The sequence below is a fragment of the Nocardia sp. PLKS1-43 genome (genome assembly GCF_059510335.1).
In genome coordinates this window covers 1,268,975-1,288,995 of record NZ_JCAJZQ010000001.1, presented here as the reverse complement: position 1 = coordinate 1,288,995, position 20,021 = coordinate 1,268,975, and the positions used below count along the sequence as shown (strand labels likewise).

The following is a 20,021-nucleotide window of genomic DNA, read 5'->3' as shown; positions in this document are numbered from 1 at the left end:
TGCAGCGGAATGCGATGGATGCCTTCGGTTATCGGGTAACACCCGGGTTCGGCCCAGTGCGTGCTCACGCGGCGGTTTCGGTGAGCGGCACCATCGTGCGCTCGTCGCCGAACCAGATCATGCGCCGCCCTCGCATGGCGCCGACGTGCCGCACCGCGGCCTGCCATTGCGGACTCGCCAGCGCGGCGTCGAGCGCCTCGCGGGATTCGAAGCTCAGGATCGACAGGCCATCCCAGCCCGCCGACTTCTCGTCCATCGAGTCGAGCAGTTCGGTGTGCTGCCAGCGCAGCAGTCCGGGAATGGGATAGGTGACCTCGGCGTGTTCGCCGCGCCACCACTCGATGAACCGCTCGTGCGACCAATCACTGGGGCGGGATGCCAGAACGATGAGGTTGTACACAATTCTCCTAATTGAATTCTGTTTAGTTTCTGTGGGCATGGCGGACCCCGCCCGGATGTGCCGCAGAGCTACTTGACCAGCATCCGCACGGCCGAGGTGCTGATCGTCTCGGTGATCTCGGCCAGGCTGAGGTCGCCTTGGGGCCGATACCAGCGCCAGATGCTCACGATCATGCCGAGGAGCAACTGCCCGAGCAGACGCGGGTCGCCGTCGACGAAGACACCGGCGTCCATGCCGCGCGACACCAGCCCGGCCCAGTTCTGTTCGATCTCCTGCACCAGCTCCCGGGAGCGCAGCCGCTCGGCCTCCTCCTTCTCGGACTGGCGCGGCGCGGTGAGCAGATCCATGTGGCTCTGCAGGATCCGCCGTTGCAGGGCGTCGGTCGGTGTCCCGGCCAGAGCCGCGGCGACCGCTGCGCGCAGCGCCTGTTCGGGGTCGTCCTGATTCTCGGTGGCGGCGACGAAGCGGTCGACGGAATCGGCCAGTTCGAGGCGCATGATCGTCAGCAGGCAATGCGCCTTGGACTCGAAGTAGTGATACAGCGCGGTCTGGCCGATGCCGACCTCACCGGCGACCGATGCCCATTTCGTCTGCTCGTACCCGACCCGGCCGAATTTCTCGATGGCCGTGCTGAGGATATGGCTGCGCTTCGAACGAGCGCTCTCGCGGCGAGCTTCGGTATCAGCGACCATCAGTGAAATGTCCCCACGCGTCCTGTATATATGGCTTGATCGACTTTACCTCACCTGAGCTGAACTCGAGTCGGTCGCGGTGGTCAAGCGGGTCGCCAGGCGAACCGCCTCGGGCCGATCCAGTTTGCCGACCCGGTTCTGCGGCAGATCCGGCACGGTGAACAGATATTCCGGCCACTTGAATTTGGGCACATCCGCGGCCGCGAGCTGCGTGGTGACGCTGTCCAGCGTCAGGGCGGGACCATCGGTGACGACCAGCGCGGCCGCCCGCTCACCGAGCAGATCGTCGGGCACCGCGACGACGCAGACCTGGACGATCGCGGGCAGGCCCGCGATCGCCGCCTCCATCTCGTTGATGTCGATGTTGCGGCCACCGCGGATGATGATCTGCTTCTGGCGGCCGAGCACGCGAATCGAGCCGTCCACGGCGACCTCGACCAGATCGCCGGTGGGCAGAAATCCGTCGGGGGTCAGGTCCGGCGGCACCGGAACACCCTCCCTGGCGTAGCCCACGAACAACGACGGTCCCTTCACCTGGGCATCGCCGACCTCGCCCGGTCCCAGGATGTTGCCCGCGCCGTCGACGGCCCGGACCACGGTGCCCTCGAACGGACGTCCGTCGCGGCCGAGACGGATCGCGGGCGGGTCGTCGAGCCGCGGCGTGGTGTGGCCGAGGCATTCGGACATGCCGAACACCCGCAGGAAGGTGGTGCCCAGGCGGTTCTCCGCCGCGGCCATGGCGCTCTCGTTCATCGGGCCGCCGCCCACGGTCATCGCTCGCAGCGCCAGCGTGCCCGGGGAGTTGTCGACCAGCGACAGCTGCAGGGCCATGGTCGGGACCAGCATCGTCCAGGCGACATGATGGGCCGCCATCGCGCGCAACGCGGCGGCCGGGGACCACTTCTCGATCGTCACCATGCTCCCGCCCAGGTACGCGGGCAGATACATGCCGAAGCAGAACGCGGCCACCGACGACAGCGGAACGAACGCTCCGACGGCGTCACCGGGCCGCATGCCCACGACCTCGATCGTGCGTGCGCAGGCGTAGCGGATGGCCTCCTCGGACTGCACGACGCATTTGGGGCGGCCGGTGGATCCGGAGGTCATCGCGATGGCCGTCCCGCCGCGCCAGCGTTCCACCGGTCCGAACGGTCCCGGCCGGGCGCACAGCACGCGACCGGCGAAGGCGGTCTCCCGGTGGGAGAAGCCGGCCGGCACATCCCACCGGTCCAGCGGCTCGGGCTCGGCGAAGATCAGATCGGGCGCGATATCGGCCACGGCGAGCCGGAACTCGGACTCGGCCGCGTGCGGGCTCAGCACCGCCACGACCCCGCCCCGCATTCCGACCGCGAGCGCGGCGGCCACGGTGTGCCAGGTGTTGTCCGCCTGCACCAGTACCGTCGGGGCGCCCGGATCCATCGCCTCGATGCGCGCGGCCAGAGTTGTTGCCGCCGCGACGATCTCACCGAGGGTATGGTCGCCGAGCTCGTCGACGACCGCGATCCGATCCGGGCTGTGCTGTGCCCGCTCGAGCAGTTCTTCCGCGAGTATCTTCATCGTCTGTTTCCTCGTGTGGACTGTCAGTTCTTCGCTGCGTGCTTGCCGTTCAGCGGGCCAATGGCGGCGGAATCAGCACCGCACGTCCGGTGATGTCACCGGCGCGCAGATGCCGGTAGATCTCCACGCCGTCAGCCAGTGGGTACGCAGTGGCTTCCACGTGCAGGGCCCCGCGCCGCGCCATATCGATCACCGCGACCAGATCCGCGTGCGGACCCCAGAACGGCGCCGTGACTCGCCAGCCCGCGGCCAGGCCGAGGTGTTTGCCGACCTCCATCCGGGCACCGGCGCTGCCCACCACCGTCAGCCGCCCGCCCGGTGCGAGCAGGCGGATCGCAGGCTGCGCGGTATCCGGTGCGCCGGCGAAGTCGATGATCACATCGGCGTCGTCGGTCAGGGCCGTTCGCAGCGAGTCCACGTCGGGGAACGCCGCCTCGGCACCCAGCCGCAGGGCCATCTCGCGCGCGTCCGCGCGGTTGTCGACAGCGAGTATTCGACCAGCGCCCATATCGCGCAGGATCTGCACGCCGAGGTGGCCGAGGCCGCCGATACCTATGACCACGCAGGTCGCGTGCGCATCGATCAGATCGGCGTGTTCGCGCACCGCGTGATAGGCGGTCAGCCCCGCGTCGGTCAGCGGCGCGGCCACGGCCGGGTCCAGACCGTCGGTGCGGACCAGATGCCGGGCCGACGGGACCAGCATCGCCTGGGCCAGCCCGCCGTGATGTCCGAGGCCGTTGCCGATCGGCGCCGGGGCGCCGGTGGTGCGCGGCCGCAGCCGCAGGCAGTAGTTCTCCCGGCCCCGCGCGCAGTTGCGGCAGTGTCCACAACTCCAGATCCCGTGCACCACAACGGTTTCGCCGAGCCATGTCGGATCGGCGTCCGGTCCGGCAGCGAGAACGGTTCCGGCGACCTCGTGGCCGAGCGTGAGCGGCAGCGGGCAGTCGAAACTCGCCGCCGCCGCGTCCATGACGTGCAGATCCGATCGGCACAGTCCGGCCGCGGTGACCTGGAGCAGAAGTTCCTCGCCGACGGGCTCGGGCGCCGGCACATCCCGCAGTTCCGGTGGCCGCCCCCATTCGGTCAGCTGTATCGCCAACATCAGCGTGCCGTCCATCCGCCGTCGACCACCACGGTCTGGCCGGTCATGTACGAGGACGCGTCCGAGGCGAGGAACAGCACCGCCCCGTCGACCTCCCCGGCCGCACCGCCGCGGCCGAGCATGGTGTTGCGTCGCACCCAACCGGCGGATTTGTCGTTGCTGAACAGTCCGTCGGTCATCTCGGTATCGAACCATCCGGGCACGACGGCGTTGACACGGATCCCGCGATGACCCCATTGACCGGCGAGTTCGCGGGTCAGTCCCAGAACTCCGGCCTTGGACGCGGCGTAGCTCGCCCCGCCGATCGGCGCGGTCGAGGCCAGTCCGATGATCGATGAGATGTTGACGATCGAGGCACCTCGTCCCTCCGGCAGTGCGGTGGCGGCGGCGAGGGCGAGATGGAATCCGGCGAGCAGATTCACCTCGAGCAGGGCCGCGAAACCCTCGGCCGATTCCTGCTCCGCCTGCGGGGGTCCGGGCATGCCCGCGTTGTTGACCAGCACGTCCAGGCGGCCGGTTTGTTCGTAGCAGCGATCGACCAGCGCCCGGCGGTCCTCGTCGCGGGTCACATCGCACCGGACCGGCACGATGCGCGGATCGCTGTCGGCCAGGGCGGCCAGGCGGTCCGTGCGCCGGGCCGCGGCGAACACCGTGGCCCCGGCATCGGCGAGCGTCTCGGCGAAGCCGAGCCCGAGGCCCGAGGAGGCGCCGGTGACCACGGCGGTGCGGCCGGGCAGGCCGAACAGGCGGGTGAGGGTATCGATGTCGGCGGTGGTCCGGGTGTCGGGCATTGCGGTATCCATCTCAGTACACCGCGGTCCGGCCACCGTCGACCGGAATGATCGCACCGGTGGTGAAGCTGGCCGCATCACCGGCGAGATGGGTGACGAGCCCGGCGATTTCCTCCGGCCTGCCCAGCCGACCCGCCGGGAGCCGATCGACGATCTTCGCGATGAACTCGTCGTCCCAGTGCTCGGCCATATCCGTCGCGAACCCGCCCGGCAGGACGCAGTTCACCCGGACCGTCGGCGCGTACGCCTGCGCGAAGGCCAGGGTCAAGGCGTTGAGCCCGCTCTTGGCGGCGGCGTACATCGTTTCCGGCGGGCTCGGCCGCAGGGCGCCGATGCTGGAGATGTTGATGATCGATCCGCCGTCGGCTGCGGCCATCCGGGCGCCGGCCGCGGCCATCAGCCGGAACGGCCCCTTCAGGTTGACCTCGATGGTCTTGTCCCACAACGATTCGGTCACCGACGCCAGATCCTCGGCCACCGGTGCGATGCCCGCGTTGTTGACGACGATGTCCAGCCGCCCGAACTCCGCGATGATCCGGTCGAGGGCCGGCTCGATGGCATCCCACTTGCCGACGTGCAGTTCCAGCGGATGGGCGCTGCCGACCGGGGAATCGCCCAGCCGAGCCACCGCCTCCTGGCAGGCCGCCAGTTTCCGGCTCGACACGATCACCGTGGCGCCAGCGTCGCGCAGACCCCGGGCAATGGCCAGTCCCAGGCCCCGGCTGGCACCGGTGACCAGGGCGACCTTGCCGGTCAGATCGGAGGTGTTCATCGGTATTTCTCCACTTCGAGACGAGCGATCGTGCGCAGATGCACCTCGTTGGGGCCGTCGGCGATCTGCAGTGCCCGGGTGATGGCGTGCATCCGGGCCAGGACGGTGTCGTTGCTCACCCCGGCGGCGCCGAAGGTCTGCACGGCGCGATCGACGACGGTGTGCGCCACCTCCATCGCCGCGACCTTGATCGCCGCGACCTGCGAGCGCACCGCGGCATTGCCCTGGGTGTCCATCAGCCAGGACGACTCCAGCACCAGCAACCGGATCTGATCGATCTCGATGCGGCTGCGCGCGATCCACTCGCGGACCACGCCGCGATCGGCGAGCGGGCCACCGAACGCGGTGCGCTCGAGCGCCCGGCGGCACATCAGCTCCATGGCTCGTTCGGCCATGCCGATCGCGCGCATCGCATAGTGCATGCGGCCGGGACCGAGCCGCCCCTGGGCGATGGCGAAACCGTCGCCCTCGGCGCCCAGCATGTTCGCCGCGGGCACCCGGACGTCGGTGAATTGGACCTCGCCGTGACCGAGACGATCGTGGAAGCCGAACATCGGCAGATCGCGCAGCACCTCGATACCGGGAGCGTCGGCGGGCACCAGGATCATGCTCTGCTGGCGGTAGGTCTTGGCCGCCGGATCGGACTTGCCCATGAAGATGATCAGCTTGCAGTCCGGGTCGAGAACTCCGGAGGTGTACCACTTGCGCCCGTTCAGGACGTACTGGTCACCGTCGCGGCGAATCGTCGAGGTGATGTTGGTGGCGTCCGAGCTGGCCACCGCGGGCTCGGTCATCGCGAAGGCGGAGCGAATCTCGCAGTCCAGCAACGGTTTCAGCCATTGCTGTTGTTGCTGCTCGGTGCCGTACATGGCCAGGATTTCCATGTTGCCGGTGTCCGGCGCCGAACAGTTGATCGCTTCGTTGCCGATCACCGAACGGCCGGCCACCTCGGCCAGCGGCGCGTATTCGAGGTTGGTGAGGCCCGCGCCCAGCCCGTCGTGGGTCATGAACAGGTTCCACAGGCCCCGCCGCCTGGCCTCGGCCTGCAGATCGCGCATGATCTGCGGCTGTTCGTGCGGGTTCGCACCGGCGGCGATCTGCGCCTCGTACACCGGCTCGGCCGGATATACGTGGCCGTTCATGAAGTCTTCGAGTTCGACGAGCAGATCCCGGGTGCGGGCGGAATAGGAAAAGTCCACAGTGCGGCTCCTGAGCGGCGGGCGAGGGTCAACCGGCGAGTAGTGCGGTTCCGGTCTCGATGAGGCGAGTGATGGTCGCGGGCAGTTTTTCCTGGTCCGGATCGTGGTGCCGGCCTTCGCGATGCCTGCGCAGGTTGTGGCCCATGATCGCGGCCATCTTGAGCCGCCCGAGCGCGTCGAACCAGGTTTGCTCGGCGAGCGCGGGCCCGCCGGCGCAGTAGATGTCCAGCAGTTCCGCCGCACTGGGCAGACCGGGCACCTCCCGGCCGACACCGGGGAAATTGCCGCCGTCCGCGAAGACGTGGAACCAGCCGAGTTCCACCCGCGGATCGCCCATGCTCCAGATCTCCCAGTCGATCAGGGCTTTCGGTTCCGGGCCCGCGGAGATGATGTTGCCCAGGCGATAGTCGCCGTGCACCAGCACCGGCGCGATCGGCTCGGGGATCCGGCGTTCGAGCAGCGCGAGCAGCCGATCACCGCCGGAAACCAGTTCGGGCGGCACGGCGCCGAGGGTACGCGCCCAGCGGGCGAGTTCCTCGGCGGGCGTCAGCGCGGGCACGGAAATATCGGCCGGATCCACCGCGTGCAGGGCGGGCAGCAGCTGCGCGGCGCGGCGCATCCGGGCCGCGGCCAGGTCCGCGGCGACCGCGGGATCGTCGAGTACCGGCTCGAGCGACTCGCCGGCGACGAGTTCCATGGCGAACCAAGCGGGTTCGTCGCTGTCCACCACCGCGATGCGCGGCACCGGCACAGGCGTGCGCGCCAGCACCTGCATGATGCGCGCCTGCCGCAACATGTCGTGGCGCCCGATCGGTGTACTGCCCTCCGGCACCGCCTTGACCACATACGATTCGCCGCTGGTCTCCGCCCGGAAAGTCAGACCGGAATGCCCACCGGGCAGCCGTTCGAACGAGGTCAGGCGCACGCCGAGATCGGCGCGCAGTCGCGCCGCGACTCGCTGTTCCAGTGTCGGGCTCATGGGCGCGGCTCCTTGGGCAGGCCGAGCACGCGCTCGGCGATGATGTTGCGCTGGATCTCATCGGTGCCGCCCGCGATCCGGTATCCGGGCGCGCCGAGCACATGTTCGGTCCACGCGAAGGTGCCCCACGCGCCGGAATCCGCGGCCAGGTCGCGGCCCAGCAGCAGCCGCACGACCTCCGAGGTCCGCGCCATCGTGTCGGTGGCCAGCAGCTTCCCGATCGATGCCTCGGGTCCCGGATCGCGCCCGGCCACCACGGCCGCGGCCACCCGCATCGCGGCGACGCGCTGCACATAGCCGCGAGTCACCAGATCGGCCACTCGGTCCCGTTCCAGCTCGGTGAGGGCACGATCCAGATTCCCGGCCAGCGCGATCGCGCGATCGGCATTGGCCAGGCCCAGGTTGGCCCCGTCCAGGCGCTCGGCCGCCAGTACGGTCAGCGCGACCTGCCAGCCCTTGCCGACCGGGCCGAGGCGATAACCGTCGTCGAGGCGAACGTCGTCGAGATAGACCTCGTTGAAGGAACTCCCCCCGGTCATCTGCCGGATCGGGCGCACGGTGACCCCGGGTGCGTCCATCGGAACCAGGAACACGGTCAGGCCCGCGTGTTTGGCGACGGCCGGATCGGTCCGGCACACCGCGACGCCGACGTCCGCGATCCGCGCGCCGGAGGTCCACACCTTGTGCCCGTTGAGAATCCACGCGTCGCCGTCCGTCCGGACCGCCCTGGTCCGCACCGCGGCCAGATCCGACCCCGCCTCGGTCTCCGAGAAGAGCTGGCAAGCGATGACATCGGTGCGCAGCATGGCGCGCACATACCGCTCCCGCTGCTCCCGAGTGCCCCACTGGTCGATCGTCGGTGCCACCAATTGCTGTGTCACCGAGAACATTTCGGTGCGCTTGGGCACGTCGAAGGCTTCCTCGGCGCGCCGGAACGCAAGGACATACGACAGCGGCAGCTCGCGACCGCCGTAGCCGCGCGGCCAGTTCAGCGCACCCCAGCCCGCATCGAACTTGGCGCGCTCGTAGGCGCGCACGCGCTCGGTCTCGGCACGCTCCTGGGTTTCGGTCCAGTTTTCGAAGACCGCGACCGAATCGGACCCGCTCCCCCAGGGATTTTCGGTGCGGGGTGCGGCAACACCGGCGAGCCAGGACGTGGCTTGTTCGATGAACCGGTCCAAATCGGGAATCGTAGGTTCGCTCACTGCTCTTCTCTCGATCGATGTGCTCGGCTCACACCGACAGCACGGTGCAGGCGCTGATCCCCGGCGCGCCGTAGACGTGGGTGAACCCCACCCGCGGCGTCCCGGGAACCTGCCGGGCCCCCGCCGCGCCGCGCAGCTGGGTGACGATCTCGTGGACCTGACGCAGCCCCGACGCGCCGATCGGCTCACCGTTGGCGATGCAGCCGCCATCGGTGTTGACCGGCAGGCGCCCGCCGATTCCGGTGTCGCCCGCGGCGAGCATCGCCTCCTGCTCGCCGTGTTCGCAGAAGCCGCATTCGGCCATGTGCATGATCTCCGCACCGCTCTCGGTGTCCTGCAGTTGTGCCACGTCGACGTCGGCGGGACCGATACCGGCCTGCTCGAATGCCGCGGCCGCCGCGTCGGAGCTCACGCTGGTCGGCTCGCCGCTGCCCTGGATCGCCGGGCTGAACACTTCGAAGGAGCCGAAGCGGCGGGTGCGGTGACTGATCGCGCGCAGGCGGATGCCACGCGCGCCCAGGCGCCGGGTCGCGGACTCGCTCGCTACGATCACCGCGGCGCCACCGGAACCGGGTGAGCAGAACATGAACCTGGTCAGCGGGTCGTTCACCATGGGGGCCGCGGCGATCTGCGCCGCGGACATCGGTTCTGTGCGCCAGGCATTGGGGTTGAGACTGCCGTTGCGGTAAGCCTTTTCCGCGACCCTTGCCAGCGTCGTGGCGGAGATGCCGTGCAGTCGCATGTACCGGTTGATCTTCGCGCCGAAGAACTGCGTGGTGACCATCAGCCCGGCCTCCCCGTAGCCCTGCGGCAGACCCCAATCCTGCGGCATCGGATCGAACGCACCGCGCGGATGCTTGTCGAAACCGACCGCGAGCGCGATCTCCGCGGTACCGGAGCGCACGGCATTGACCGCACCCAGCAGTGCGCTGCCGCCGGTCGCGCAGCCGTTCTTGACGTTGATGAAAGGTATTCCGGTGCAGCCCAATTCGGCGACGAGAGTATCGGCCAGACCGGAACTGTCGCTGCCGCCGCAGGCCAGCTGGATGTCCGGCCACCTCAATCCGGCGTCGTGGAGCGCGGCGTTGATCGCCGCGACCGCGAGCTGGCGGCCGGTGACCCCCGGCTGTCTGCCGAACCTCGACAGTCCGGTGCCGATGATCGAGACCGACTGTGTCACTGCGCCTTACCTTCCTGAATGAACGTGCGAGTGGCGAACCGGGGCACCGGCGCGACGGCGACCAGTCGCACCTGTGCCCCGTCGAGTTCGGCGAAGTCGGTGCAGTCCAGGACCGCCTCGACCTTGATGCCTTCGGGAAGTTCGACATATCCGACCGCGAACGGCGAAAATCCTTCGCCCGGAACGACATAGGGCGGTGATTTGGGCGCGAACCGTTGCACGGTGTACGCCCAGACCACACCGTGGTCGCTCAGGGGAATCGCGGTCGCGGTAGCGGTGGCGCACCGCCCGCACATCGCGCCGGCCGGGAACGCGACGGTGCCGCACGTCGTGCACCTGCTGCCCTCGAGTGCGAGGACCTCCGGAACGCCCATGTCTTTTCCTTCTTACCTCGGCGGAAAGTGTTGAACCGGTTCGCGATTCAGCGACCGACCCACTTCGGCTCGCGCTTCTCCAGGAAGGCGTTCACCCCCTCGGCGGCGTCCTCGGACTGCAGCGCGTTGCCGACGGCCAGGTGCTCCATGACCATCAGCGACTGGATGTCCGCATCCAGGCCGCGGTCGATGGTCATCTTGGTGAGCTTCATCGTGAACGGGCTCTTGTCGACGATGGGCGCGGCGAAATCGGCGACCAGCTGGTCGAGTTCGGCGGCCGGCGCCGACGCGTTGATGAGGTCGAACGCGGCGGCCTGCTGACCGCTCAACAGCTTCCCGGTCAGCATCAGCTCCTTGGTCTTGCGGATGCCGATCATGCGCGGCAGCCGGTAGATCGGACCCGCGCCACCGAACAGCGCCCGGCGAATGTGGAAGTCGCCGATCTTGGCATCGTCGGCCGCGACGGCGAAGTCGCAGGAGATCATCAGCTCGAAACCACCCGCGGTGACATAGCCCTCCAGCACCGCGAGCGATGGGGTGTTCATCGAGTACAGGCGGTCGCAGACCTTCGCCGAGAGCACTGCCACGTCCATGGAGGTGGTCTTGCCGACGTAGTTCGCGCGCAGTTCGTCGAGGTCGAAGCCCGAGCAGAAGGTATTACCGCGTCCGCGCAGCACGAGCAGCTTCAGCTCGGGGTCGTTGTCGACCTCCACGATGATCTCGTCGAGCCGGTGCAGCAGTTCGGTGGTGACGGCGTTCTTCTTGTGCGGGCGGTTGAGCCAGACCCGGGCGATGTCGCCGTCCTTCTCGAGCACGATGTGGTCGGTGTCGATCATGTGGCCTCTTTCGATCGGGGAGAGTTTCCTGAACTGGATTCACTTCAGTTTTACCGGCTGGAATCACCGGCGTCAATACGCGTCACCGCCGGGTTCCGGTGGGGCGGCGCCACCGCTCACAACCCGGCGAGGGCGGCTATCGTGCTGCGGTGCGCACGGGAACCCCCTTGTGCCGCTTCGTTTCCCATGGCCCGGCGGAAATAGGAATGGGCGGGATGCTCCCAGGTGAAGCCAATTCCGCCGTGCAACTGCACGGCCTCGGCCGCCGCCTGGACCGCCGCGTCGGTGCACACCGCACCGGCCACCGCAACCGCCAGCCTCGCCGCATCCGGATCCTCGGCGAAGGCCGCAGCCGCATATCGGGAGGCCGATCGCGCACGCTCGAGCAGCACCAGCAGATCGGCGAGCCGATGCTTGACCGCCTGGAAGGAGCCGATCGCCCGGCCGAACTGGCGGCGCGTCGAGGTATGAGCCACGGTCATTTCGAGCAGCATGTCGACGATGCCGGTGTTCTCGCTGGCGAGGGCGAGCGTGGCGAGGTCGCGCAAGCGTGTGGCCGCCGCGGCGGTCTGCTCCGGTTCGGTGAGCGCGACGGCAGCGCAACCCCGCAGCGTCACGTCCGCCTGCCGGCGGGTGGGATCCAGGACCGTACGCTCGATTCTCACGCAGTCTGGGCCCGGACGCAGGGCGACCAGGCGGGGGCCGTCCGGGCAGTCCGCGGACGCGACGATCACATCGGCGGTCCCGCCGCAGGTGAGGTGGGTGACGGTACCGTCCAGGATCCATCCGGCCGACGTCCGGGCAGCGCGCAGATCGTCCGTGGCGGCATCGAGATCGCTGACGGTGGCCAGCAGATCACCGGCCAGTACGCCCGCCAGGAGGTCGTCGTCGCCGGGGCGGGTCAGCAGCAGAGCCTGTACGCCCAGCACGGCGGAGCTGTACACCGGCTCGCAAACCAATGCGCGCCCGCACTCCTCGAGAATCGTCGCCAGTTCGGCCACCCCGTATCCCAGCCCGCCCCGATCCTCGGGTGCGGCGAGCGCGGTGACCGACATGTCGTCGACGAGCGCCCGCCACAGCGATGCCGAGAACCCGCGTTCCGTGGACGAGGCTTCGCGAACCCGGGTGATACCGCCGTGTTTGCTCAGCAGCGCGCGCAGGGACTCACGCAGGGCGGACTGCTCCGGACCGGGTATGAACCCGGCCGGTTCGGACCGGGGCCAGCGGATTTCCCCCGCGGCGACCAATGGCGTGGACATGACCCTCCAGTTGAGTTGAGTTCAGTTCAATTACCGATGGTAACGAGAACACGCCCCGACCAGAAGGCCCGAGCTGAACCACGTTCATTCATGAGTTGGCGAGGGTTCCGGCCACCGACCGCGTTCGCCGACACTCGGATCGCGCCGGCGCACCAACCGGCGGCCCGGAGTCGCGTGCGGGGCGGGTGGAGGCATGCGCAGAGTCCTTCGAGCCGGCCGATCCCGACGCTCGCCCAGCATGCCTCGCACTCGCGGCCTGTGAAGTCCTTGCCGGTGGTCAGCAGGGGATGTGCTTGTATTCGCGGCGACGCTCGCCTCGGTGTCGCACATGGCCCGCACGCTTCGCTTTCCCCACGTCCGGACAGTCACGGCGAGGATCGGGCGCTCACCGGCCGGGTGCGGGGAGCGGGGTGGCGGTGAAGACGCCGCCGGGGTCGAGCGGGTTCGGGTATCCCCCGGCCATGGCGCCCTCGGCGAGCGGGCCGCGCCGACCGCGGTCACGCCGTGATCGAGCGCCGCGCCGGCGAAATCGTATCGGCCGCATGCCGATACGCGGCGACGGCGGAATACCGGCGGAATTCGATCATGAAATACACACCGGAAAACGAAGATCAACTAATGAAATCTGCACACAAAAAACCGTTAGCCAAATATTAACGGTGATTATCGCCACATAACAATCAGTGGCTATATAGATTTCAGTTTCATAACCTGTCTGGCAGATGCCGTGATGGTGTCGTTACCCCACTGTGAAAGGAAGCTCCATACATGAACCGTCGCAAGGCCCTCGCCGCTACCGCCACCACCCTGTCCGCCGCCGCGCTGTTCTTCGGCCCGGTCGCCATGGCCTCCGCCGCTCCCTCCGCTCCTTCCGCCGCCACCGGTTCCGCCGGCCTGGCCTCGGGCTCGTCCGATAGCGGCTCGTCCTCGGGTTCGGCAGGCTCGTCCACCGGCTCCGCCACGCTCGACTCGGGCAGTTCGGCCCTCGATGAGGGAACCTCCACCATCAAGAACATCATCGATTCGATCACCGGCGTCCAGAACCTGGCCCACCCGAAGTGATCGAGATTCGGCAGATCGCGGTTCGCCCGGCGCTGGATTCTTTGCGCCGGTGAGCTTTGCAGAACGGATGCGGGCCATTGCGGTCAATTTGCCGGTCTCCGAAGACCATTCACTCGGATAACACTCGGTTGGAGATGCCGGATGGCCGACCATAATTTCGCCTACGACCTCACGATGGACGAGGCGCGACGTCGCAGCGCTGTCCTCGAGGCGCTCGGCGACGACTGGGACCCCGTCGCGGTGCTCGCCGAGCAGGAGCGCGCCTACGACATGCTGTACTCGAACCTGGACGGTCAGCAGCAGCGGATCTACGACGAACTCGTCGCGGCCGGGGTCCTGCCCGATCGCGCGGCGCGCCGGATCGCCGACTGAATCTTCTTCCCGCGCGAATGATCACCGGTCTCGGCGAACGGAGAAATTACCGCACCGGCAGAGGCTTCTGGCCCAGCAATCGTTCGCCGCGCCTTCCCGCACCGCGGCGAATCCGTAGTCGAACATGTGTTGTTCGTAGTCACGCAGGGCAGCGTCCGGATCGCCGCCGGCCGCGGTGGTCAGTGCCTCGCCCGGACCGGCGGCATCGCGCAGTGCGGTGCACGCTCCGGATCCGAGGCGGGGCTCATGGCGTGAACCGCGTCCCCGAGCAGGGTGACGCGCGTTGTATCCGAACCCGCGGATGCCAGTGCTTCACCGCCGCGGCGACGAGGGCGTGCAACTGCTCACCGTCCATGTGCCGCAACGGGCCACCAGGCGTGCGGGCGTCCGAGCGCACTTACAGAATCCGGCTTCCGTACATCTGCCCCAGCGGGTCGGCGATCAGCTCGATCCGCGCGCCGTCGGGATCGCGGAAGTACATCGAAACCCGGCTGTGCTCGACGAATTCGATCCCGGCTTCGGTCAGCTTGTCCCGCAGCCTCTCCCACTGCGACAGTTCGAGGCTGATCGCCACGTGGTGCAGGCCGCCGAGGACCTCCTGGTACGGGCCGAGGTCCAGACCCGGAAAGTCGAAGAACGCCAGCAGGTTTCCGTTGCCGATATCGAAGAAGAAGTGTGACGAGCCCGGGTAGTCGCGGTTTTCGATCAGCTCGACCAGCGGGAAGCCGAGCAGATCCTGATAGAACTGGACCGTCCGTTCGACGTCCGAGGACACCAGCGCCGTGTGGTGCAGCCCGCGCGCGGTGGATGCGCACGCGGCGCCGCGCGGTGACATGTACTTCTCCCGCAGGAGCCCGCGCATGGTTTCTCCCTCCGCGGAACGCCGCTGCTCGCTCTCGTTCATCGACCCCACTCCTCTCGCCGGATCTCGCGGCGACTCCCGACCGTACCCCGGGTAGTTTCCCGGTCGATCATTATCGGTCGGCGGCCCGCTGCGCCACAGCCGGGTCCAGGTGCTGGCCACCCGGGTCGGCACCGCCCCACACGCCACGACCGTCGTCCGCACAGGTGACCTTCTCGGCCCATCCGGCATACCAGCCGGGCCGGCGCGCGGCTGACCTCACCGCGGACCGTCATGATCCGTTCGGCGACATCGGCCATCCGCAATCGCCGATCGGAAGCCTCGGACGACGCCACCACAATTTCGAAGTCCGCGAATCCGATCCCGCTGTCGCGGGCCAACTGCCGCTGCATCGCTTCGTGCAGCAGGCGCGCCGCATCGATATACGCCCGCCAACGTCTGCGCCGGCCCCGGCCGCGGTTCGGATACCCGCGCTCGTGCACCATACCTGGATGGTTGACAGGTAAACTTCGGCCGCCGCCGGTTCCGATTCGGCCGCGCTCCGGACTAGATACGCATTTCCGCGCACATCGAATTCTTTCGGCGAGAACGAATTTCGATGGCCGTCATGAGGCCGAGCCAACGGACGGAGATTCCCGGCCCCCCGGCGTCCTCGCCGGTGCCTTGTCGATGCGTTATCCCGCTCCTATCCTCTCTGATAGAAATGCTCTCGCGGAGTAGAGATGATCTACGACAATCTGCTCACGTCGACAGCGCGAGCACCGATAACCAGCGGATTGCGGCAGGGTGAGGTATTCACCCCCTACGCCGCTCTGGTCGAGCGGATCGCCCGACTCGCCCGCGGTCTGGTGGACCGCGGCATCGCACGCGGCGATCCGGTGGTCTTGCTGATCCCGAACTCACCCGATCTTTTCCTCACCGCCCACGCGCTTTTCGCCATCGGCGCCGTCGCGGTGCCGCTGGGCGAGGCGGCCACGCGATCCGAACTTGCCACGCTCGCGCGAAAGGCCGGCCCCGAGGCCGTCATCGCGGTTCCGGGCCTGGTTGCCGCCGCCGAGACGCTGATCGCCGATGCCGCGCCCGGCATTCCCTTGTTCTCGACCGCTGCCCTGCCCGAAGCGGGTGCATCCGTCCAGCTGCCGAGGGTGCCGGACGATACGACCGCGCTCTATCTCTTCTCGTCCGGCTCGACCGGGTTGCCCAAGGTGGTGCCGCACACCCATGCCGAGCTCATCGCGGATGCCGAACGAGCCAGCAGAGCGTGGGAGATTCAGCCCGGCGATATCGTGCTGGACATACTGCCGGGCAACTTCTCGATGGGCTTCCTGCTGGGCGCTACCCAAACCGTGGCCGGCGGCGGGACGACGCTTTATTGGAGCGATCGCCTGCCGCTGGCGCTTTCGCGCGGGAAGCTGCTCGACACCATGGTCCGCGAGCGCGTCACCGTCATGGGCGCCGTTCCGGCGATGTACGACATCATCGCCGGCCGGCCCGGAAGTTTCGATCTCGCACTGCGCCTGGCCTTTTCCGGCGGCGCGGCGATGAAGCGGTCCGTGTTCGAGGTGTGGCGCGAGCGTTTCGGTGTCACACTCCGTCAGGATTACGGCTCGACCGAGGCCAGTATGTTCTCGCACAACAACTCCGCGGATCCCGATGCGACCTGGGCGTCGGTGGGCAGGCCGGCGGGCGACGGCGAGGTCCGCATCGTTCCGTTCGACAGCGAATTCGGCGCATCCGTCGGCGAATTGGAATTGCGATCGTCCTCGCTCATGCGGGGCTACCTCGACGATCCCGCGGCCGATGCCGAGGCGTTCGACGAGGGCTGGTTCAGGACCGGCGATCTGGCCTGTCTCGATGAGGAAGGTCGTATCTTCATCCGTGGCCGCAGCAAGCTGCTGATCGAGGTATCCGGCTACAAGGTCGACCCGCTCGAGGTGGAGGAAACGCTCATGTCCTCGCCCGCTGTCGCCGAGGCCGCGGTGGCGGGCCTGCCGGACCCGCGCACCGGCAATCGCCTGGTCGCGTTCGTCGTCGAGGCGGCGGATGTGTCGGCCGGGGAGTTGATTCGCCATGTGCGCGCGAGGCTGTCGGCGCAGAAGGTCCCGGCCGAGATCGTGTTCGTCGACGCGTTACCGCGCAGCGCGGCCGGCAAGGTGCTGCGGGCACGGCTGCGCGAGCTTCATGCGGGCTGAGCCGCTCGCTGCGAAACATACGCCGCCAGTTTCGCGGGCGATTCGAACAGCTCCGCCCGTATCTCGGTGTCCGGGATGCTGATCTCGAATCGCTCCTCGAGAAAATGCACCAGCTTTACCAGACTGATCGAATCCAGCAGGCCCAGCTCCAGCAATGGGGTCTCGCGATCAACCGGTCCTGCGCCGGCCTCGGCCGTCATCGCGGAGATATAATCGATAATCGGTTGTTCGATATCGCTCATCACCCGAGTCCTTTATGTCGTCAGCATAATAGCCAATTTCATCGCTTCCCGAAATGGTGTTCGAACATGGGAGGACAGCGTGGGTGAAACGCGCCCGCTGGGCGAACGGGAACAACTGCTCAACCATTTGCATGCCCATCGCGGGCTGATCACCCTGCAGGTGCTGCACCTGCGCGGCCGTCTCGATCCGGCGCTGGTGCGGCGCGCGCTGGCCTGGCTGCAGGCCCAGCACCCGATCCTTCGCTCGCATATCCGCTACGGCACGATCGTCTGGCGCCCGCTGCCGCCCTTCGCCTACCGGCAAGGCTGGTTCGACACCGAGGGCACACCGCAGATCCCGTTGCGGGTGCTCGATGACACCGACCCGGATGCTTGGCGCAAGGTTTTCGCGGCCGAGATCCGCACACCGATTCGGAAGGGCAACCATCCGCGCCTGCGGATAACGCTGGTGCGGCAATCGCCCGACGCCGAGTTCAACCACCTGCTGATCTGCGCCGATCACGCGACGCTCGATGCGCAGTCCGCCGATATGCTCGCTGGCCGGCTGCTGGAATTCCTCGCCGATCCGGCCGTGGCGCAACGCAGACCGCCGCGCCACGCCGGCTTGCCGCCGCCGATCGAGGCCGGTGTGCCCAGCAAATCCGGGCGGGGCAAGAACTCGGGCAGCGAAAGGCCGCCCTATATCCCGGCAATCCGGCTACCCAAGCAGAGGGTGCGCGGTGCGAAGAAACAAACGCGAGTGCTGACCCGTCACCTCGGGCCCACCACGACCGCCACGCTCGCGAATGCGATCAAAGCCAACCGCACAACGCTGCACGGCGCGGTGACCGCCGCGTTCCTGCACGCCATCGCCCAGCGGTACCGGCTCGAGGTCATGACCGTATTGAGCACGGTCGACCTCCGCCGCCTCAGCACGCTCACGCTCCCGCCCGAGACCTGCGGCTGCTATGTCGACATCCTGCGTACCGAGCATCCGATCACCGGCGACTTCTGGGCGACCGCCCGCGACGTCTCGTTCAAGCTGATCGCCACGCTGGCCAAGGACCCCGAGTCCGCTTCGATCATGAAATTTCCCGATCGGGAGGTGTACCGGCACGAAATCGTCCCGACACTGCGCAACCACCGGCGCGTCGACGGGCTCGCGGTCACCACAGCGGGCGAGTCCGGCCTCCGGGCCGAGTACGGCGCCTACACGCTCGAGGACATCACCAGGGCGGTGTCGCTCGAGATGTTCGGCCCATCGCTGTTCGTGATCGCCGACGAGCGGCTCGGCGGCCTCGAGCTCAGCGTCGGATACGCGGCCATCGCGATGAGCGACGAGCAGGCGCGGTGGCTCACCGACAACGCGGTGGCCCGGCTCGAGAAGATCGACCTGCCGGGAAAGTCGATGGCCGGCGCTGTCGACTCGTGACCGGGTGGGCCCGGCGGGGTGCCGGGCCCGCGCCGGCGCGGTAGAGCACCGGCTGGACCTTCGCCCGATCATCGTGCGCGCCGCGACGATCAGCGGATCGAATGGCCCGTGTCGGCGGTGCGGGCGGGCTGTGGCGCGATGGGTGCTCGACCGACCAGATAGCGCGAGATGTGGGTGGGCAGCGGAAAGGTTCCGGTGGCCAGAGCCGAGACGTCGAATCCGGCAGCGGCCAAGTCGTTGTTCGTTCGCCGGTTCGGACGGCAGCCGTCGGCGAGTGCGTGCCACGGCGATTCGGTCAGGTCCTGCAGACGGCCGAGCAGGGTGCCGTCGGCGGCGCGGATGTGTTCGAGCACGAGCAGCTCACCGTCCGGCCGCAGCACCCTGCGGAACTCGGCGAGGGCGGCCGCGACGTCGCGGACGCTGCACAACAGGAACGGTGAGAGCACCGTGTCGAACGCGTCGTCGGCGAACGGCAGCGCTTCGGCGACGCCGTCGATCAGGTGCAGTTCGACGCCGAGCTTGCGCGCGCGGCGTGCGGCCACGCGCCGCATCACCGGGTTCGGCTCGACCGCGGTCACCGCGGTGACCGCGGTCGGCAGGTAGCACAGGTCATGACCGGGCCCAAGCCCGACGATCAGCAAGTTCCCGCGCGCGCAGGTCAGCAGCCCGGCACGCACCGGCCGGACCAGGACCGGTTCGGCGCCGCTCATGAGGAGGCTGTACCACACCGCGAAAAATCGGCTCCGCATTGCTGCTCCTCCTGCCCCGGATCGCCTGCCGCCTCCGGTGACAGCATGCACCCGGCCGCGCCGTCGCGCAGGCATTGGCCGCGGCTCGGCGCGGCTCCGCCGCGGTGCGAGCAGGCCTCGTCCACATCGCCAGGCGCGCAAGGGATTTCAGCTCCGCAGACGATCCGGCGGATGTCTTCGGCGCGATTCGGCGCAGCGGGCCGGCGACGAGTTGCGCCGATTGATCACCGATTTCGGTATGGAGGTCGCCGCACGCCCGGCTGCCGAGGACCCGACAGGATCGCCCGCAGCGGTGGCCGGACCGGGCCTGCGCCGCTGTCAGATGTGCGGCTGTTCCAGCAGGCGGGTCGCGGAGTGATGGATCTTCCCGAGCGCGGCGAGCAGGTATCGGCGTTCGGTGTCGGTGAGATCGGCGGTGATCAGATTCTCCAGCGAGGTGCGGCTCGATTCGACGCGCTCTCGAAGGTCGTGGCCTTTGCCGGTGAGCCACAGCCGGACGAGCCGGTTGTCCGCGGGGTCGCCGCGCCGGGTCAACAACCCGGCCTCGGTCATGCGGTTGGCCATTTTCACGATCGTGGGCGTGGTGACGTTCAGCGCGGCGGCGACCTCGCCGGGGGTGCGACCGTCGCGTTCCCAGAGCACGCCGAGGACCAGATCTTGGCCCGGATACAGCCCGTACGGGCGAACGCTGCGTTCCACCAGTGACCGCAACAGCTTCGAGGTCCGGCTGTGGATGTCGAGAAATGTGGGCATCGAGCCTCCTGGGCCGGGACGACACTGCGATG

At 68.2% G+C, this 20,021-nt stretch carries 22 protein-coding genes; 5 read left to right on the top strand and 17 right to left on the bottom strand.

Annotation, left to right across the window (positions count from 1 at the left end; all coding sequences use genetic code 11):
* Positions 1-64: 64 nt before the first annotated feature.
* From AC5WS7_RS06185 to AC5WS7_RS06125, 13 genes are all read right to left on the bottom strand, one after another.
* Complete coding sequence (locus AC5WS7_RS06185) at positions 65-400, bottom strand: EthD family reductase (RefSeq protein WP_495953337.1); 336 nt, start codon at positions 398-400, stop codon at positions 65-67.
* A 68-nt stretch (positions 401-468) separates the two neighbouring features.
* Entirely contained in the window at positions 469-1,092 is a 624-nt protein-coding gene (locus AC5WS7_RS06180) for a TetR/AcrR family transcriptional regulator (RefSeq protein ID WP_495953336.1), read from the bottom strand.
* Between the two features lie 45 nt (positions 1,093-1,137).
* Complete coding sequence (locus AC5WS7_RS06175) at positions 1,138-2,649, bottom strand: class I adenylate-forming enzyme family protein (protein WP_495953335.1); 1,512 nt, start codon at positions 2,647-2,649, stop codon at positions 1,138-1,140.
* A 49-nt stretch (positions 2,650-2,698) separates the two neighbouring features.
* Positions 2,699-3,766 (bottom strand): alcohol dehydrogenase catalytic domain-containing protein, encoded by a 1,068-nt coding sequence (locus AC5WS7_RS06170; protein ID WP_495953334.1) that lies wholly within the window; start codon positions 3,764-3,766, stop codon positions 2,699-2,701.
* On the bottom strand, positions 3,751-4,542 hold the full coding sequence (locus AC5WS7_RS06165; RefSeq protein ID WP_495953333.1) for an SDR family NAD(P)-dependent oxidoreductase: 792 nt from the start codon (positions 4,540-4,542) through the stop codon (positions 3,751-3,753). The genes AC5WS7_RS06170 and AC5WS7_RS06165 overlap by 16 nt, the downstream gene beginning before the upstream one ends.
* 13 nt (positions 4,543-4,555) lie before the next feature.
* Positions 4,556-5,314 (bottom strand): SDR family NAD(P)-dependent oxidoreductase, encoded by a 759-nt coding sequence (locus tag AC5WS7_RS06160; RefSeq protein ID WP_495953332.1) that lies wholly within the window; start codon positions 5,312-5,314, stop codon positions 4,556-4,558.
* The gene (locus tag AC5WS7_RS06155; RefSeq protein WP_495953331.1) at positions 5,311-6,513 is read right to left on the bottom strand and encodes an acyl-CoA dehydrogenase family protein; all 1,203 of its coding nucleotides are present in this window, start codon (positions 6,511-6,513) and stop codon (positions 5,311-5,313) included. Before AC5WS7_RS06155 ends, AC5WS7_RS06160 begins: the two co-directional genes overlap by 4 nt.
* A gap of 28 nt (positions 6,514-6,541) precedes the next feature.
* Positions 6,542-7,492, bottom strand: a complete 951-nt coding sequence (locus tag AC5WS7_RS06150) for a phosphotransferase family protein (protein WP_495953330.1) — start codon at positions 7,490-7,492, stop codon at positions 6,542-6,544.
* Positions 7,489-8,682, bottom strand: a complete 1,194-nt coding sequence (locus AC5WS7_RS06145; RefSeq protein ID WP_495953759.1) for an acyl-CoA dehydrogenase family protein — start codon at positions 8,680-8,682, stop codon at positions 7,489-7,491. Before AC5WS7_RS06145 ends, AC5WS7_RS06150 begins: the two co-directional genes overlap by 4 nt.
* Before the next feature lie 43 nt (positions 8,683-8,725).
* Positions 8,726-9,877: a thiolase family protein gene (locus AC5WS7_RS06140; protein WP_495953329.1), complete on the bottom strand. Its 1,152-nt coding sequence runs from the start codon at positions 9,875-9,877 to the stop codon at positions 8,726-8,728.
* Positions 9,874-10,251, bottom strand: coding sequence for a Zn-ribbon domain-containing OB-fold protein (locus AC5WS7_RS06135; RefSeq protein ID WP_495953328.1), 378 nt, complete (start codon positions 10,249-10,251; stop codon positions 9,874-9,876). The genes AC5WS7_RS06140 and AC5WS7_RS06135 overlap by 4 nt, the downstream gene beginning before the upstream one ends.
* Before the next feature lie 47 nt (positions 10,252-10,298).
* On the bottom strand, positions 10,299-11,087 hold the full coding sequence (locus tag AC5WS7_RS06130; protein ID WP_495953327.1) for an enoyl-CoA hydratase/isomerase family protein: 789 nt from the start codon (positions 11,085-11,087) through the stop codon (positions 10,299-10,301).
* A gap of 116 nt (positions 11,088-11,203) precedes the next feature.
* A complete protein-coding gene (locus AC5WS7_RS06125) occupies positions 11,204-12,346 on the bottom strand; it encodes an acyl-CoA dehydrogenase family protein (protein WP_495953326.1) in 1,143 nt (380 codons plus the stop codon).
* Positions 12,347-13,114: 768 nt separating this feature from the next.
* Here AC5WS7_RS06125 and AC5WS7_RS06120 point away from each other — a divergent pair.
* Both AC5WS7_RS06120 and AC5WS7_RS06115 read left to right on the top strand, forming a co-directional pair.
* Positions 13,115-13,408 carry a hypothetical protein gene (locus AC5WS7_RS06120; protein ID WP_495953325.1) on the top strand — a complete coding sequence of 98 codons (294 nt, stop codon included), beginning with the start codon at positions 13,115-13,117 and terminating at the stop codon, positions 13,406-13,408.
* 141 nt (positions 13,409-13,549) lie between these two features.
* Positions 13,550-13,780, top strand: coding sequence for a DUF6400 family protein (locus AC5WS7_RS06115; protein ID WP_495953324.1), 231 nt, complete (start codon positions 13,550-13,552; stop codon positions 13,778-13,780).
* Positions 13,781-14,177: 397 nt separating this feature from the next.
* On the opposite strand, the gene AC5WS7_RS06110 is transcribed toward AC5WS7_RS06115, so the two are convergent.
* Positions 14,178-14,642 carry a VOC family protein gene (locus AC5WS7_RS06110; RefSeq protein ID WP_495953758.1) on the bottom strand — a complete coding sequence of 155 codons (465 nt, stop codon included), beginning with the start codon at positions 14,640-14,642 and terminating at the stop codon, positions 14,178-14,180.
* A gap of 206 nt (positions 14,643-14,848) precedes the next feature.
* Between AC5WS7_RS06110 and AC5WS7_RS06105 the strand changes: the two genes are divergently transcribed.
* Positions 14,849-15,148 (top strand): hypothetical protein, encoded by a 300-nt coding sequence (locus AC5WS7_RS06105; RefSeq protein ID WP_495953323.1) that lies wholly within the window; start codon positions 14,849-14,851, stop codon positions 15,146-15,148.
* 216 nt (positions 15,149-15,364) lie between these two features.
* Positions 15,365-16,834, top strand: a complete 1,470-nt coding sequence (locus tag AC5WS7_RS06100; RefSeq protein ID WP_495953322.1) for a class I adenylate-forming enzyme family protein — start codon at positions 15,365-15,367, stop codon at positions 16,832-16,834.
* Here the strand turns inward: AC5WS7_RS06100 and AC5WS7_RS06095 are convergent.
* Positions 16,822-17,076, bottom strand: a complete 255-nt coding sequence (locus AC5WS7_RS06095) for an acyl carrier protein (protein WP_495953321.1) — start codon at positions 17,074-17,076, stop codon at positions 16,822-16,824. The genes AC5WS7_RS06100 and AC5WS7_RS06095 overlap by 13 nt on opposite strands.
* 79 nt (positions 17,077-17,155) lie before the next feature.
* Between AC5WS7_RS06095 and AC5WS7_RS06090 the strand changes: the two genes are divergently transcribed.
* Entirely contained in the window at positions 17,156-18,487 is a 1,332-nt protein-coding gene (locus AC5WS7_RS06090; RefSeq protein ID WP_495953320.1) for a hypothetical protein, read from the top strand.
* A gap of 89 nt (positions 18,488-18,576) precedes the next feature.
* On the opposite strand, the gene AC5WS7_RS06085 is transcribed toward AC5WS7_RS06090, so the two are convergent.
* Both AC5WS7_RS06085 and AC5WS7_RS06080 read right to left on the bottom strand, forming a co-directional pair.
* Positions 18,577-19,197, bottom strand: a complete 621-nt coding sequence (locus tag AC5WS7_RS06085; RefSeq protein WP_495953319.1) for a class I SAM-dependent methyltransferase — start codon at positions 19,195-19,197, stop codon at positions 18,577-18,579.
* Between the two features lie 357 nt (positions 19,198-19,554).
* Positions 19,555-19,989: a MarR family winged helix-turn-helix transcriptional regulator gene (locus AC5WS7_RS06080; protein ID WP_495953318.1), complete on the bottom strand. Its 435-nt coding sequence runs from the start codon at positions 19,987-19,989 to the stop codon at positions 19,555-19,557.
* Positions 19,990-20,021: the final 32 nt, after the last annotated feature.